Here is a 14,193-nt window from a genome sequence, read left to right as displayed (position 1 = left end):
GCACCCATGACCGTTGACACCCCCATCTGCCGCCGCCTCGTGGGCCGCACCGCAGTCATCACCGGCGCCGGCAGCGGCATCGGTCTCGCCGCAGCGCGCCGACTGGCCGCCGAGGGCGCGAACGTCGTCTGCGGCGACATCGACGAGACCGCCAGCAAGGCGGCTGCCGACGAGGTCGGCGGGACGTTCGTACGCGTCGACGTCACCGACGCCGAGCAGGTCGAGGCGCTGTTCAAGACGGCGTACGACACCTACGGCAGCGTCGACATCGCTTTCAACAACGCGGGCATCTCGCCGCCCGACGACGACTCGATCCTGGAGACGGGCCTGGAGGCGTGGAAGCGCGTCCAGGAGGTCAACCTGACCTCGGTCTACCTGTGCTGCAAGGCAGCCATCCCCTACATGCGGCAGCAGGGGAAGGGCTCGATCATCAACACCGCCTCGTTCGTGGCCCGCATGGGCGCCGCGACCTCGCAGATCTCGTACACCGCGTCCAAGGGCGGCGTGCTCGCGATGTCGCGCGAACTCGGCGTGCAGTTCGCCAGGGAGGGCATCCGGGTGAACGCGCTGTGCCCCGGGCCGGTCAACACCCCGCTTCTCCAGGAGCTGTTCGCCAAGGACCCGGAGCGGGCCGCGCGCCGCCTGGTGCACATTCCGGTCGGGCGGTTCGCGGAGGCGGAGGAGATCGCCGCCGCGGTGGCGTTCCTCGCCAGCGACGACTCGTCGTTCGTCAACGCCACCGACTTCCTGGTCGACGGCGGTATCGCGGGGGCGTACGTCACCCCTGTGTAGTGCGCGCCGGTGCCGCGCATAGGGTGTCCGGATGAGCATGACGACCCCTCCCGGCTGGTATCCGGACCCGCAGGGGCCCGGCACCGAACGGTGGTGGGACGGCTCGGCCTGGGCCGCGCACACGCGCGCGGCCCAGGGGCCGTCGGACACCGGGGCGCAGGCGTACGGACCCGCGCAGATGCCGGTGCACGGACCCGGGCAGCCGGCCTACGGCCCCGGTGCCCTGTCACAGGGCCCGGGCGGTGGATTCGGGCCCCCCATCGTGCCCCAGCACCTCGCGGCCGGTGGCCCGGGCGGTGGCAGGCGCCGGGTCGTCGCGCTGGCCGCCGCGGGCGCCGTGCTCGTCGCCGCGCTCGTCACAGGCGCCGTGCTGCTCATCGACGACGATCCGGACACGCCCGACGCCGCGCCGGCCACCACGGCCGCTTCCGTCCCGGCGACCTCGGGGCCGGAGCAGAGCGCGTCGCCCACCGCGACCGCCGACGAGGACTCCACGGAGCTCGTCGACCAGCTCAACGGCATCACCATGCCCATCCCCGAGGGCTGGGAGAAGTCGAGCAGCGCTCTCGGCTCCGGCACGACGATGTACACGGACGAGACCTACGACTGTCCGGGCGGCGGTTCGTCGATCTGCCGGCACGGCCGGGTGACCTCCATGACGGCCACCCAGTCCGGCGGTGACGGCACACCGAAGGCCGTGGCCGAGCAGGACATCGAGAAGGCGGCCGAGGAGGCGTACGACGAGGACGCGCTCGGCACCCGCATCCACGGCGGCATCACGTCGCACACCGTCGTGAAGTCGCAGAACTTCGCCGTCGCCGGGCGCTCCGGGTACCTCGTGCGCTGGCGGGTCGTCACGGGAGCGGGCCCCGGCGGCTATGTGCAGTCGCTCGTCTTCCCGTCCCACACGGGCACGGAGGCGCTGGTCGTCGTGCGCTTCGCCTTCGACGCCGGACCGGACGGACCCCCGCTCGCCGACATGGACAGGATCGCGTCCAGCATCCGCCCGATCGGCGACGCCACCAGCGGCGGCGTCGGCAGCACCATCGGCCCCGGCTGACGCACCTGCCCGGCGCACCGGGTGAACGCATGACGGTGCACCGGCGGATGGGGTGTGACGGTGCACCGCGCGCTGGGATGTGACGGTGCACCAGGCGACGGGCTCTGACGGTGCATCGGGGACCGCGTGAGGGTCACTCGGCGAGCGCGCGGTAGAGCGAGGCGACGGACGGGTGCCGGCCCGCGTTCTTCCCCGTCCGGATGGTGAGCCGGCCGGCGATCTCGGAGACCGGCACACCCTGGTCGCGCAGCGCGCGGGCGGTGGCCAGCATCTCGTCGTCGATCACCTTCGGGCGCCCGCCGCCGCGCCGCGGCCGCACGTCGCCGTGGCCCGCGTACTCGATGCGGAGGGGCCCCTCGCCGAAGTCCTGCGACGGTTTTTCGCAGAACTCGTTCTCATAATCCGGCGTCTCGGCATAGCCCGTGGTGTCCGCCGGGACGGTGTCGCCGAGCGATTCCAGCAACTCGCGCAGCAGGCCGGCGAGGGTGTGGCGGCCGCTCTCGTCCAGCGCTCCCAGGACCCGGTTCTCGGTGGCCAGATGGTCGGGGAGCACCCGGTCGACGAGCGCCAGGCCCTCGTCGGTGAGCGAGACGTGCACGACGCGCCCGTCCGAGGCGCTCGGGGTGCGGGTGACCAGGCCCCGCGCCTGAAGACGGTCCAGGCGCTGGGTGATGGCCCCCGAGGTGACCATCGCCGATCGCGTCAGCGCCGCCGGGGTGAGGCGGTGCTCGGGCCCGCTGCGCCGCAGCGTGGCGAGGACGTCGAAGGAGGCCCTGTCCAGGCCGTGGGCGGCGAAGGTCTGCCCGAGCTCCGACGCGATGAGGCGGGAGAGCCGCGTCAGGCGCCCGATCACCGCCATGGGCGACACGTCGAGGTCGGGGCGCTGGGCTCGCCACTGCCTCACTACGAGATCCACGTGGTCTGTCATGAAAAGAGTCTAGCGAATCTCTTAGTGATGAGTTACTTTGGCTTAGTGCTAAGCAATCAATTGAGAAACGGCCGACTCGGCGTCGTGCTGTTGACCGCGCTTGCTCCGGCCATCTGGGGCACCACCTATCTCGTCACGACCGAGCTGCTGCCGCCCGGGCGCCCGTTGCTCGCCGCGGTGATCCGCGCACTGCCCGCGGGCCTGCTGCTCGTGGCCGTCACGCGGCGGCTGCCGCGGGGCATCTGGTGGTGGCGTGCGCTCGTTCTCGGCGCGCTGAACATAGGCGTGTTCCTCGCGCTCCTCTTCGTCGCGGCCTACCGGCTGCCGGGCGGAGTCGCGGCCACCGTGGGCGCCGTGCAGCCCCTGTTCGCCGCAGGACTGTCCGCCGCGATCCTCGGGGACCGGCTCACCCGGCGCACCGCGCTCGCGGGGGTCGCGGGCATCGCGGGCGTGAGCCTGCTCGTCCTGCAGGCCGACGCCCGGCTGGACGCGATCGGCGTCTCCGCCGCCCTCGGAGGCGCCCTGGTCATGGCCACCGGAGTGGTCCTCGCCAAGCGGTGGACCTCGCCCGCACCGCTGCTCGCCACGACCGGGTGGCAGCTCGTCGCCGGCGGACTGCTGTTCCTTCCGGTGGCGCTGCTCGTCGAGGGTCCGCCCCCGGCCGGCCTGACCACGCAGAACGTGCTGGGTTACGCCTACCTGTCACTCATCGGCGCGGCCGTCGCCTATGCGCTCTGGTTCCGAGGGATCCGCGCACTGCCGCCGACCGCGGTGTCCTTCCTCGGGCTCCTGAGTCCGCTCGTCGCGACCGTGCTCGGCCTGATCGTCGCCGGCGAGCGGCTCAACGGCCTCCAGGCCGTCGGCGGCATCGTCGTCGTCGCCGCCCTCATAGCCGCGCAGACGCAGAGGCAGCCATCCCCTCGTACGGCAGCCCCTTCCGCCGCCGTGCCTCAGCCCGTCCCGTCCTCGGCCGGGGCCGCCGGCCACGGCAGTACCCCGACCCCCACCGGCCAGGGGGCACGACAGCGAGGAGCCCAGCCATGCGCATGACCGTCTTCGGAGCCGCGGGGAACGTCGGACGAAGGACCGTGACCGAGGCGCTCTCCCGGGGACACGACGTCACCGCTGTCGTCAGGGACCCGGCTCGCTTCGCGGACCTCCCCCACCGGGCCCGACCCCACGTGGCCGACGCCGCCGACCCGGACGTCGTCGCCCGCGCGAGTGCCGGGCAGGACCTCGTGATCAGCGCGACGAGACCCGCGCCCGGCCGTGAGCGGGAGCTGGTGGCGACCGCCGAGGCGCTGCTCGCAGGAGTCACCCGCACTGGTGTACGGCTCCTCCTCGTCGGCGGCGCCGCATCGCTCACGCTCCCTGGCAAGGGGCCGCTCACCCTGGCCGAAGGGCCCGGCTTCCCCTCGGAGTTGGGGCCGATCGCCGCCGCCTGCGCCGCGCAGCTCGATGCCTGCCGGGCCTTCGCGTCCGACGCGGACTGGACGTACCTGAGCCCGCCCGCCCTGCTCGAGCCGGGCGAGCGCACCGGTGACTACCGGCTGGGCCGCGACGAACTGCTCGTCGACGACGAGGGCCGCTCCGCCATATCCATGGAGGACTTCGCCGTGGCCCTGCTGGACGAGGCGGAGCGGCCCAGGCACCGGCGGGCACGGTTCACCGTGGCGTACTGACCTCGTCATGCCGACCGCTACAGGAAGGTTCGTCCCTCACCCCGGTAGGTCGGCGCCGTGCCCGTCACCCGCTCGCCCTCGACCAGGTGCAGGGTGTCGAAGCGCTCGCACAGCTCACCGGCCTTCGCGTGGCGGAACCACACCTTGTCGCCGATCAGCAGATCGTCGGCAGCGTGCCCGATCAGCGGGGTCTGCACCTCGCCCGCCCCCTCCTTGGGGTCGTAACGCAGGCCCTCCGGGAGGTGGGGGACCGGCAGCCGGTCCGGCCCGGCCGCCCCCGACGCGGGATAGCCCCCGCCGAGCACGGTCACGACCCCCACACCCGGCCGGCGGACGACGGGCTGTGCGAACAGTGCGGCCGGACGCCCGGAGAAGGAGGTGTAGTTGTCGAACAGTCGCGGCACGTACAGGCCCGAACCGGCCGCGATCTCCGTGACCGCGTCCTCCTCCGCCGTGTGCTGGACGCTCCCCGTCCCGCCGCCGTTGACGAACTCCAGATCGGGCTCCACCGCACGCACCGCCCGCACCACGGCCGCCCGCCGGGCGGCGAGCTCCACCCGCGCGGCGCGCTGCATGAGCCGTACGGCCCGCGACCGCAGCGGCGAACCGTCGACCGAGTCACCCACCCCCGCGATGTGACCCTCGTACGCCATCAGGCCCACCAGCCGGAAACCCGGCCGCCGTGCCACGGACCGGGCGATCTCGGCCATGTGGGCGGGCTCGCGGATCGGCGACCGGCGGGCGCCGATCCGCACCCGGCCGCCGAGCAGGTGCAGCGCCGTGTCCAGCTCCAGGCAGACCCGGATCTCCTCCTTGCCGCCGCCACGGGACCGGTCGATGAGCTCCAGCTGGGCGAGGTCGTCGACCATCACCGTCACGGCCCCGGCAAGCTTGGGATCGCCCGCGAGCTCCGCGAAACCGGACCGGTCCGCGGACGGGTACGCGAGCAGCACGTCGTCGAATCCGGCTCGCGCCAGCCACAGGGACTCGTCCAGGGTGAACGACATGATCCCGGCGAAGCCGTCGCGTGCCAGGACGCGCTCCAACAGGGCCCGGCACCGGACCGACTTGCTCGCCACCCGGATCGGCTTGCCTGCGGCCCGGCGGACGAGGTCGTCGGCGTTGGCGTCGAACGCCCCGAGGTCGACGATCGCGACAGGGGCGTCCAGATGCGCGGTGGCCTTGTCGTAGCGGGCCCGGTCTGCGGCACGGGGAGTCATGGGCCGAGCTTGCCAGACCGGTTTACCCCGGGGTAGGGGATGTTCTGGGCAGATCCCCCGGACCCCCCGCCGCATGGCGGTCCGGCCCAGCGCAGCCCGTTAGAGTGACATGCACAGTGGCCTGCACGAGGTGGCGAACAGGCCTGCCCCGAACGGTGATCCGTCGGTGGTACGTGTCGAGCAACGGGGGGCGGAATGAGCACGGAGGCACAACGCCCTTCCGGTGCCCAGCCCCCGCCCCGCTCCCGCATCGCCGACGCGATCCTCCCACCCGAACCGTCCACCCCGGACCCGCCCTCCTCGCTGCCGCCCAGTGCCGCGCCGGGGGCGCCCGCTCCGGCATCCGCATCCGTGGCCGCGACCGCTCCGGCGTCCACGCCGGCTCCGGCCGCGCCCGGGTCTGCCGTGCCCTCCCAGGACCGGTCCGGCGGCTCCGGCCCCACGGTGGCGCCCCAGACGGTGGCGCCCCAGCGCACCGCACATCGCGCGGCGGACACGGCTGCCCCATCAGGTCAGCCCCGTCAGCCCGCGGCCGCGTCCGGCACGCCCGCCGCACAGCCGCCTGCCGCCGCTGCCGCGACGCCGCGCCCCGGCACGACCGCGCCTGGCGCCGACCGTTCCGGTGACGGCTCCCGTGCCGAGTCCGCCCCGCGCACGCCGCAGCCCGCGCCTGCCGCTCCGGCGCCCCCGTCGCGTCCGGGCGTGACCCCGCAGCGAACCACGCCGCCCGCCGCTCGCGACGCCGCCGCGCCCGCGACCGGAGTGCCCCCACATGCCGCCCGGGCCGTGCCCGCTCCGGCCGGGCCGTCGGCGCCGCCACCGCAGGCCGCCACGCCCGCGCCTGCCGCCGGGGCGGCGACTCCGCCGCCCGCATCCGCCCCGGACACGCCCCGGACGAGCCCGCCCCGCCCCGCCGTGTCCCCCGAGCGCCCCATGCCGCCCGCGACCGCCGGTGCTCCCTGGGCCCCGCCGGGGGACGGGAGCATCCCGGAGGAGACCACCACCCGCCTGCGTCCCACCGCCCCGGCGCCCGGACCCCGACGGGTACCCGCCCCCGCAGCGCAGCCGCCGGTCGTGCCCCCCGTGCCGCGACGAAGGCCCGTCGGACACGTCGACATGACGCCGCGGCCCGGTGCGCCCCGACCGCCCGCCAACCACTGGGCCCCGCCCGAGGCCCCCACCGAACTGACCACGCGGCTGCGGCCCGTACGCACCCGGCACCCCGCGCGGACCGTCGGCGCCGTCGCCTGCGTCGTCCTCGGGCTCGGGCTCATCGGCGGCGCCGTGACCGGCCTGTGGCTCACCGGCGACTCCAGCGCCGACACCGCCGAGCGCGACACCTACGCGAAGGTGCGCGCCATGTGGCACAGCGTCCCCGTGGACAAGCTGTTCCCGCCCACCCTCAAGGGCAACGGCGCCGGACCCGGCGGGGCCGACCGCGTCTGGACGCGGATCGCCGTCGCCCCGGACAGCGGCTGCGCACCCGCGCTCGACCCACTGCTCGTCAAGACGCTGGAGCCGGTCGGCTGCGCCCGTGTCGTGCGCGCCACGTACACCGACGCCACCGCGAGCAGCGTCACCACGGTCGGCCTCGTCTTCACCGAGGCCGAGCAGGACGGCATGCTCGCGCTGCACAACCGGTTCGCCACCGAAGGGCTCGGCGAGCGCACCGACCTGATGCCCCGCACGCTGCCGGCCAAGGGCACGGTCGCGGCCGGATTCGGCGACGAGCAGCGTGCCAGCTGGACCGTCGACGTCGTGACCGAGGCGCCCGTCGTCGTCTACGCCGTCTCCGGGTTCGCCGACGGCCGCCCCGTCCCCGACCCGCAGCCCGCCGACGAGGCCAAGGCGGACGGCGCGACGACCGCCCCCGCCCAGTCCGGGCTCGGCCACGACGCCGCCGGCATCGCCGACCGCATCGAACGGGGCCTGCGGACCGCCGTCGGCCGTGCCACGGAGGAGACCGAATGAGCCTCCCGCGCGTCCCGCGCCCTCGCCGTCTCCACCCGCGCCGCCACCGCCTCAGCGCCGCACTCGTCGCCGCGGCCTTCGCCGTGCTGCCCGCCGCGACGCCCGCGCACGCCGACGCGATCCGCGCCCAGCAGTGGAGCCTGGACGCCCTCCACACCGACCAGGCCTGGCAGACGACCAAGGGCGAGGGCATCACGGTCGCCGTCCTGGACACGGGCGTCGACGACCAGCACCCCGACCTCGCGGGATCCGTGCTGCCCGGCAAGGACTTCATCGGCTTCGGCGCCCAGCGCGGCGACCGCCCCTGGGCCCGTCACGGCACCGCGATGGCGGGCATCATCGCCGCCCACGGGCACGGCCCCGGCCAGGAGGCCGGCGTGATGGGCATCGCCCCGGAGGCGAAGATCCTGCCCGTCCGCGTCATCCTCGAAGGCGGCGACAAGGCGCGTGACCGGGCCCGCAAGTCCCGTGGCACGGCCCTCGCCCAGGGCATCCGCTGGGCGGCCGACCAAGGTGCCGACGTCATCAACCTCTCGCTCGGCGACGACAGCGAGTCGGCCCACCCAGAGGCGGGCGAGGACGCCGCCGTCCAGTACGCCCTCTCCAAGGGCGCCGTCGTCGTCGCCTCCGCGGGCAACGGCGGCGAGAAGGGTGACCACATCTCCTACCCCGCCGCCTACCCGGGCGTGATCGCGGTGACGGCGGTCAACCGTTTCGGGACGCACGCCTCCTTCTCCACCCGCCGCTGGTACGCCACGGTCAGCGCCCCCGGCGTCGACATCGTGCTCGCCGACCCGGACCGGAAGTACTACCAGGGCTGGGGGACCAGCGCCGCCGCGGCCTTCGTCTCGGGCGCCGTCGCCCTCGTCCGGTCCGCCCACCCGGACCTCACCCCGGCCCAGATCAAGAAGCTCCTGCGCGACACGGCCCGCAACGCCCCCGAGGGCGGCCGCGACGACTCCCGGGGCTACGGGTTCGTCGATCCGGCAGCGGCGATCACCGAAGGTGCGCGGCTGCGCCCCGGCGACCTGAAGGCGGCCGCGTCCGGCTACGACGAGCGGTACTTCGGCCGGGGCCCCGACCCGGAGGAGGACGGCGTCGAACCGGCAGGCTGGCTCGCCCCCGTGACCGGCGGCCTCGGCGTGCTGACCCTCGCCGCGGCCGTCGTGCTCTGGAGCGGAGGCCGCCGGAGCCACGGCGGCTCCTTCTGACCCGAGCCGGGACCGTCGCCGCGGCCGCCGCAACCCGCGACCGCGGCCGCCGCAACCTACCGCGGCCGCCGCGACCCGCGGCCCCGTCCGACGAGAGGCGCGCGCCGGCGGTCACGAGCAGGACGTTAGGCTCGACGCGTGGCGCTCAAGAACATCCCGGACCCCGGTTTCTCCGACGACGACGGCACCGCCGACCCCGCCCTGGAGGCGGCGCTCGCCGCCTGGGCCGAGGACCGCACCGCCGAACGGCCCGTGCTGGAGGCGCTCAGGAGCGCACGTCTCCTCGTCCCCGTCGTCGCCGTCCTCGGCGAGGTCGAGGAGGACGAGAACGGGCTGCGCCGCGAGAAGACCAGCGACATGGCCGTGCCCACCCTGACGGCAGGCGATCGCCGCGCCCTGCCCGCGTTCACCTCGACCGCCTCGCTCGCCCTGTGGGACCCCGAGGCCCGCCCCGTCGCCGTCCCGCTGCACCAGGCGCTCCAGGCCGCGGCGCACGAGAAGGCGGACACGCTCGTCATCGATCTGGCCGGCCCGGTCCCGTACCAGCTGACCGGACACGCCCTGCTCGCCCTCGCCGAGGGCCGCACCAGCACCGACCCCCTCGCCGATCCGGCCGTCACCGCCGCCGTGCGCGACAGGCTGGCCGCCGAGCCCGCCGTCCTGCGCGCGCACCTGGGGCCCGGCCGCGACGCTGACGGCACCCTCGCGCTCGTCCTCGCGCCGGACGCGGTCCCGGCCGAGGCGGGGCGACGTGTCGCCGAGGCGCTGGCGGCCGACGACGTACTGAGGGCCCGCCTGGTGCGGGGCCTCGACCTGGCACTGCTGCCGGCCGGGGCCACCCCTCCGGGCGGGCCCTTCTACGTCAGGGAGTAGGTCTCCGAACAGGTCAGCCGTAGACCGGGCCGGTGTACTTCTCGCCCGGTCCCTGGCCCGGCTCGTCCGGCACCAGCGACGCCTCGCGGAACGCGAGCTGCAGCGACTTCAGTCCGTCGCGCAGCGGAGCCGCGTGGAAGGAGCTGATCTCGGTCGTGCTCGCGTCGAGCAGACCCGCCAGCGCGTGCACCAGCTTGCGGGCCTCGTCGAGGTCCTTGTGGTCATCGCCGTCCTCGGTCAGACCGAGCTTGACGGCGGCGGCGCTCATCAGGTTGACGGCGACCGTGACGATCACCTCGACCGCGGGGACCTCCGCGATGTCGCGGGTCATGGCGTCGAAGTCGGGGGCCTCCTGGGCGGAGGGCTCTTGGGGGGAGGTCGCGTCACTCATGACGCACACGATATGCCCCGCCGCGCAGGTCACCGCCGTGGCCACCGGTTAGCCGCATCGCCCGGGAGCTGCTAACCTTGTGTGACGACCGGCTGGACACCTGCGTGCCCAGCCCACAAGTGGAGGCTCCGATCTCCCACCTGGCCGCCCTCCGGGCGGCGGGTCACCGGTCAGGCGGCGCCCATCGTTCCGTACGGACGATGGAGTCGCCCGATGTGCGCCCCGCGGTTCACCGCGGCGGTGCTCCGGTATTCATGGAGCAGCCGCCTGTGTCCCGTCCGGGGCATTTTTCGTGTTCCGGCGCGGTTGGTCTGACGAAACAGACGTTACGCGGCTGTCTGCCAGGCGGTCGTGTGGTGCTACTTAGGAGGATCCATCAGCGCCGAGCCCCGCATCAACGACCGGATTCGCGTTCCCGAAGTGCGACTTGTCGGTCCCAGCGGCGAGCAGGTCGGGATTGTTCCGCTTGCCAAGGCCCTGGAGCTTGCGCAGGAGTACGACCTTGACCTGGTCGAGGTCGCGGCGAACGCCCGTCCGCCCGTGTGCAAGCTCATGGACTACGGGAAGTTCAAGTACGAGTCGGCCATGAAGGCCCGTGAGGCGCGCAAGAACCAGGCGCACACGGTCATCAAGGAGATGAAGCTCCGGCCGAAGATCGACCCGCACGACTACGACACCAAGAAGGGTCACGTCGTGCGGTTCCTCAAGCAGGGCGACAAGGTCAAGATCACGATCATGTTCCGTGGTCGTGAGCAGTCCCGCCCCGAACTTGGCTTCCGTCTTCTGCAGCGTCTCGCGGCGGACGTCGAGGACCTCGGCTTCATCGAGTCGAACCCGAAGCAGGACGGCCGGAACATGATCATGGTTCTCGGCCCGCACAAGAAGAAGACCGAGGCCATGGCCGAGGCGCGTGAGGCCCAGGCCGCACGCAAGGCGGAGCGCCAGGGCTCGCAGGACGCCGACGCCCCGGCCGACACATCCTCCGAGGGGTGACCCGCGGGGCCAGCCGGACAGGCGGCCCCCGGTCCCGCCCGGAACCCACAACGAAGATCTGACGCTCCCGCAGTCCGGTGCCCGCACCGGGGGAGCGCCACTGATGAGGAGATACGGCGCGATGCCGAAGAACAAGACGCACAGCGGTGCCAAGAAGCGCTTCAAGATCACCGGCTCCGGCAAGGTGCTCCGTGAGCGCGCCGGCAAGCGCCACCTGCTCGAGCACAAGTCGTCCCGTCTGACGCGCCGCCTCACCGGCAACGCCGAGATGGCCCCGGGCGACGCCGCGAAGATCAAGAAGCTTCTCGGCAAGTGACGTCCTCCGTCCCCGACGCAGGGGACGGGACGCCGGGACCGGGACCTATTCGTTTCCGGGCCGTGTGATCACGCACCACGGCCCCGCTACAAGGAGTTAACAAGTGGCACGCGTCAAGCGGGCAGTCAACGCCCACAAGAAGCGCCGGGCGATCCTCGAGCAGGCCAGCGGTTACCGCGGCCAGCGTTCGCGCCTGTACCGCAAGGCCAAGGAGCAGGTCACCCACTCTCTGGTCTACAACTACAACGACCGCAAGAAGCGCAAGGGCGACTTCCGTCAGCTGTGGATCCAGCGCATCAACGCCGCTGCCCGCGCCAACGGCATCACCTACAACCGCTTCATCCAGGGTCTGAAGGCCGCCAACATCGAGGTGGACCGCAAGATCCTGGCCGAGCTCGCGGTCAACGACGCAGGCGCGTTCGCCGCGCTGGTCGAGGTCGCCCAGAAGGCGCTGCCGAGCGACGTCAACGCGCCCAAGGCTGCCTGACGGCCGCACCGAGCGTGACCGGACCCGCAGGCCCCAGGGCCTGCGGGTCCGGTGTGTTTGACCGAGCCCCGCGACCGACCCCCAGCCGACCGAGGAAGAGAGCCCCAGGCGCCCATGTCCACCCCCGAGCTGATCTCCCCGCGTTCCCCGCGGGTCGCCGCCGCCCGGCGGCTCGCCAAGCGGAACTTCCGGGGGAAGGACCGGCTGTTCATCGCCGAGGGGCCGCAGGCCGTCCGTGAGGCCGTCGCCCACCGGGGCCCCGGCGGCGAACCGACCCTCGTCGAGCTGTTCACCACCGTCGAGGCGGCCGAGCGGTACGCCGACATCGTCGACGCCGCCCGCGCCGCGGGCGCCCGCGTGCACCACGCCGCCGACACCGTGCTCGCCGAGGTGTCCCAGACCGTCACCCCGCAGGGGCTCGTCGGGGTGTGCCGTTTCCTGGACTCGCCGTTCGAGGACATCCTCGCCGCCCGGCCCAAGCTCGTCGCCGTCCTCGCCCACGTACGGGACCCCGGCAACGCGGGCACCGTGCTGCGCTGCGCCGACGCCGCGGGTGCCGACGCCGTCGTCCTCACGGACGCCTCCGTCGACCTCTACAACCCCAAGTCCGTACGCGCGTCGGTCGGGTCGCACTTCCACCTGCCGGTCGCCGTGGGCGTTCCGGTGGAACAGGCCGTCCGGGGCCTGAAGGAGGCCGGCGTGCGCGTACTCGCCGCCGACGGCGCGGGCGACGACGACCTCGACGACGAGCTCGACGCCGGGACCATGGGCGGCCCCACCGCCTGGATCTTCGGCAACGAGGCATGGGGCCTGCCGGAGGAGACCCGCGCCCTCGCCGACGCCGTCGTACGCGTCCCCATTCACGGCAAGGCCGAGAGTCTGAACCTGGCCACCGCCGCCGCCGTATGTCTGTATGCCTCGGCGCGCGCCCAGCGGGCCGGGGCCCGGGGCGCCGCCCGCTGAGGGAGTACTCGCTCAGGGGGTCCGCCACGTCACGTTCAGCTAGTAGGGTGACGGGCTCGGGGCCCACTCGGCAGCGGAGAGGTGGGGTACGGGGACATGACCGTCGGGACCAAGAGGCCGAACCGGACACCGGAGGCCGTCCTGTGCCGCACCGGCGGTCCCGAGGTGTCCGGGGCCATGTCCGTCATCGACCCCGACGACCTCCCCGACGGGCTGGTCGTCGCCGACGAGACCGGACGCGTCGTCTGCTTCAACGAGGCCGCCGAGCGCATCACCGCCGTGTCCAAGGCCGACGCCATCGGCGCCCCGCTGGAGCGCGCACTGCCGCTGGAGGACCTCAAGGGCCGTCGCTGGTGGACGGTGACCGACCCCTACGGCGGACTCTCCACCCGGGTCGGCCAGCCCGAGCGCAACCTGCTGCTCCCCGGCGGCCGCGAGATCCTCGTGTCCGCCCGCTACGTGCGCGACGTTCCCACCGGGCCGCTTCGCCGGCTCGTCGTCAGCCTCCGCGGCACCGAGGCCCGTCGCCGCACCGAACGCAGCCACGCCGAACTGATCGCCACCGTCGCCCACGAGCTGCGCTCCCCGCTGACCTCCGTCAAAGGTTTCACGGCGACCCTGCTCGCCAAGTGGGAGAGGTTCACCGACGACCAGAAGCGGCTGATGCTGGAGACCGTCGACGCCGACGCGGGCCGGGTCACCCGGCTCATCGCCGAGCTCCTCGACATATCCCGCATCGACTCCGGCCGGCTCGAGATCCGGCGCCAGCCCGTCGACATGGCCGCCGCCGTCGCCCGCCACGTCCAGGCGCACACAGCCGCCGGCCAGGCGCCCGACCGGTTCCTCGTCCGCATCCGGCCGGGGCTGCCGGATCTGTGGGCCGACCCCGACAAGGTGGACCAGGTCCTCGGCAACCTGCTGGAAAATGCGGTGCGCCACGGCGAGGGAACCGTCACCATCGAGGTGGCGCCGGCACCGGCGAAGGACGACGAGAAGGGCACGGCAGTCACCGTGAGCGACGAGGGTCCCGGCATCCCCGAGGAGTCGATGGGCCGTGTCTTCACCCGCTTCTGGCGGGGGAGCAAGCGCGGCGGCACCGGGCTGGGCCTCTACATCGTCAAGGGCATCGTCGAGGCGCACGGCGGGACGATCACCGTCGGCCGGGGACCCGGCGGCGGCGCCGAGTTCCGATTTATCCTGCCCGTCGGCACTCCGGCCCACCTCCTGTAGAGGCCGCCGGGCAGCCCACGGGCTCATCCGCATCCCCGCACCCCGTTAGACTCGGCCTTTGGCACCTTTGCGTCCT

Annotated in this window: 15 protein-coding genes; 12 read left to right on the top strand and 3 right to left on the bottom strand. The window is 73.5% G+C overall.

Going from position 1 to position 14,193, the window contains the following annotated elements; genetic code table 11:
- The first annotated feature begins 6 nt into the window (after positions 1 to 6).
- Positions 7 to 792, top strand: coding sequence for a 3-oxoacyl-ACP reductase (locus ACWD0A_RS16255; RefSeq protein ID WP_451298530.1), 786 nt, complete (start codon positions 7 to 9; stop codon positions 790 to 792).
- Between the two features lie 31 nt (positions 793 to 823).
- Positions 824 to 1,852 carry a DUF2510 domain-containing protein gene (locus tag ACWD0A_RS16250; RefSeq protein ID WP_451298528.1) on the top strand — a complete coding sequence of 343 codons (1,029 nt, stop codon included), beginning with the start codon at positions 824 to 826 and terminating at the stop codon, positions 1,850 to 1,852.
- A 133-nt stretch (positions 1,853 to 1,985) separates the two neighbouring features.
- On the opposite strand, the gene ACWD0A_RS16245 is transcribed toward ACWD0A_RS16250, so the two are convergent.
- Positions 1,986 to 2,780 carry a MarR family transcriptional regulator gene (locus ACWD0A_RS16245; protein ID WP_451298526.1) on the bottom strand — a complete coding sequence of 265 codons (795 nt, stop codon included), beginning with the start codon at positions 2,778 to 2,780 and terminating at the stop codon, positions 1,986 to 1,988.
- A 27-nt stretch (positions 2,781 to 2,807) separates the two neighbouring features.
- Between ACWD0A_RS16245 and ACWD0A_RS16240 the strand changes: the two genes are divergently transcribed.
- Together ACWD0A_RS16240 and ACWD0A_RS16235 are read left to right on the top strand one after the other, a co-directional pair.
- Complete coding sequence (locus tag ACWD0A_RS16240; RefSeq protein WP_451298524.1) at positions 2,808 to 3,830, top strand: EamA family transporter; 1,023 nt, start codon at positions 2,808 to 2,810, stop codon at positions 3,828 to 3,830.
- Entirely contained in the window at positions 3,821 to 4,462 is a 642-nt protein-coding gene (locus tag ACWD0A_RS16235) for an NAD(P)-dependent oxidoreductase (protein ID WP_451298522.1), read from the top strand. Before ACWD0A_RS16240 ends, ACWD0A_RS16235 begins: the two co-directional genes overlap by 10 nt.
- Positions 4,463 to 4,479: 17 nt before the next feature.
- On the opposite strand, the gene ACWD0A_RS16230 is transcribed toward ACWD0A_RS16235, so the two are convergent.
- Positions 4,480 to 5,682 (bottom strand): amino acid deaminase/aldolase, encoded by a 1,203-nt coding sequence (locus ACWD0A_RS16230; protein WP_451298520.1) that lies wholly within the window; start codon positions 5,680 to 5,682, stop codon positions 4,480 to 4,482.
- Positions 5,683 to 6,798: 1,116 nt separating this feature from the next.
- Between ACWD0A_RS16230 and ACWD0A_RS16225 the strand changes: the two genes are divergently transcribed.
- The 3 genes from ACWD0A_RS16225 to ACWD0A_RS16215 all read left to right on the top strand — a co-directional run bounded on the left by ACWD0A_RS16225 (position 6,799) and on the right by ACWD0A_RS16215 (position 9,737).
- Positions 6,799 to 7,653, top strand: coding sequence for a hypothetical protein (locus ACWD0A_RS16225; RefSeq protein ID WP_451298518.1), 855 nt, complete (start codon positions 6,799 to 6,801; stop codon positions 7,651 to 7,653).
- The gene (gene mycP, locus ACWD0A_RS16220) at positions 7,650 to 8,864 is read left to right on the top strand and encodes a type VII secretion-associated serine protease mycosin (protein ID WP_451298516.1); all 1,215 of its coding nucleotides are present in this window, start codon (positions 7,650 to 7,652) and stop codon (positions 8,862 to 8,864) included. Before ACWD0A_RS16225 ends, mycP begins: the two co-directional genes overlap by 4 nt.
- Positions 8,865 to 9,002: 138 nt before the next feature.
- Entirely contained in the window at positions 9,003 to 9,737 is a 735-nt protein-coding gene (locus ACWD0A_RS16215) for an SseB family protein (protein WP_451298514.1), read from the top strand.
- 13 nt (positions 9,738 to 9,750) lie between these two features.
- On the opposite strand, the gene ACWD0A_RS16210 is transcribed toward ACWD0A_RS16215, so the two are convergent.
- The gene (locus tag ACWD0A_RS16210) at positions 9,751 to 10,128 is read right to left on the bottom strand and encodes a DUF1844 domain-containing protein (RefSeq protein ID WP_307716353.1); all 378 of its coding nucleotides are present in this window, start codon (positions 10,126 to 10,128) and stop codon (positions 9,751 to 9,753) included.
- A 351-nt stretch (positions 10,129 to 10,479) separates the two neighbouring features.
- Here ACWD0A_RS16210 and infC point away from each other — a divergent pair, with 351 nt between their 5' ends.
- The 5 genes from infC (at position 10,480) to ACWD0A_RS16185 (ending at position 14,117) form a co-directional block, all read left to right on the top strand.
- Positions 10,480 to 11,121, top strand: coding sequence for a translation initiation factor IF-3 (gene infC, locus ACWD0A_RS16205; protein WP_307716354.1), 642 nt, complete (start codon positions 10,480 to 10,482; stop codon positions 11,119 to 11,121).
- Positions 11,122 to 11,242: 121 nt separating this feature from the next.
- Complete coding sequence (gene rpmI / locus ACWD0A_RS16200; RefSeq protein WP_018848956.1) at positions 11,243 to 11,437, top strand: 50S ribosomal protein L35; 195 nt, start codon at positions 11,243 to 11,245, stop codon at positions 11,435 to 11,437.
- A gap of 103 nt (positions 11,438 to 11,540) precedes the next feature.
- Positions 11,541 to 11,924, top strand: a complete 384-nt coding sequence (rplT, locus tag ACWD0A_RS16195) for a 50S ribosomal protein L20 (RefSeq protein ID WP_019325184.1) — start codon at positions 11,541 to 11,543, stop codon at positions 11,922 to 11,924.
- Between the two features lie 114 nt (positions 11,925 to 12,038).
- On the top strand, positions 12,039 to 12,887 hold the full coding sequence (locus tag ACWD0A_RS16190) for a TrmH family RNA methyltransferase (protein ID WP_451298511.1): 849 nt from the start codon (positions 12,039 to 12,041) through the stop codon (positions 12,885 to 12,887).
- A 96-nt stretch (positions 12,888 to 12,983) separates the two neighbouring features.
- The gene (locus ACWD0A_RS16185; RefSeq protein ID WP_451298509.1) at positions 12,984 to 14,117 is read left to right on the top strand and encodes an ATP-binding protein; all 1,134 of its coding nucleotides are present in this window, start codon (positions 12,984 to 12,986) and stop codon (positions 14,115 to 14,117) included.
- Positions 14,118 to 14,193 lie beyond the last annotated feature (76 nt).

This window comes from Streptomyces sp. NPDC002867, from assembly GCF_053591895.1.
This window is presented reverse-complemented; position numbering and strand designations above follow the sequence as displayed.

Bases quoted from the DNA above. Each gene is read 5' to 3' on its own strand.
- ACWD0A_RS16230 (WP_451298520.1), bottom strand. From the start codon at position 5,682: ATGACTCCCCGTGCCGCAGACCGGGCCCGCTACGACAAGGCCACCGCG.
- ACWD0A_RS16245 (WP_451298526.1), bottom strand. From the start codon at position 2,780: ATGACAGACCACGTGGATCTCGTAGTGAGGCAGTGGCGAGCCCAGCGC.
- mycP (WP_451298516.1), top strand. From the start codon at position 7,650: ATGAGCCTCCCGCGCGTCCCGCGCCCTCGCCGTCTCCACCCGCGCCGC.
- ACWD0A_RS16235 (WP_451298522.1), top strand. From the start codon at position 3,821: ATGCGCATGACCGTCTTCGGAGCCGCGGGGAACGTCGGACGAAGGACC.
- rpmI (WP_018848956.1), top strand. From the start codon at position 11,243: ATGCCGAAGAACAAGACGCACAGCGGTGCCAAGAAGCGCTTCAAGATC.
- ACWD0A_RS16225 (WP_451298518.1), top strand. From the start codon at position 6,799: ATGACGCCGCGGCCCGGTGCGCCCCGACCGCCCGCCAACCACTGGGCC.
- ACWD0A_RS16185 (WP_451298509.1), top strand. From the start codon at position 12,984: ATGACCGTCGGGACCAAGAGGCCGAACCGGACACCGGAGGCCGTCCTG.
- ACWD0A_RS16255 (WP_451298530.1), top strand. From the start codon at position 7: ATGACCGTTGACACCCCCATCTGCCGCCGCCTCGTGGGCCGCACCGCA.
- ACWD0A_RS16210 (WP_307716353.1), bottom strand. From the start codon at position 10,128: ATGAGTGACGCGACCTCCCCCCAAGAGCCCTCCGCCCAGGAGGCCCCC.
- ACWD0A_RS16240 (WP_451298524.1), top strand. From the start codon at position 2,808: ATGAGTTACTTTGGCTTAGTGCTAAGCAATCAATTGAGAAACGGCCGA.
- ACWD0A_RS16190 (WP_451298511.1), top strand. From the start codon at position 12,039: ATGTCCACCCCCGAGCTGATCTCCCCGCGTTCCCCGCGGGTCGCCGCC.
- ACWD0A_RS16250 (WP_451298528.1), top strand. From the start codon at position 824: ATGAGCATGACGACCCCTCCCGGCTGGTATCCGGACCCGCAGGGGCCC.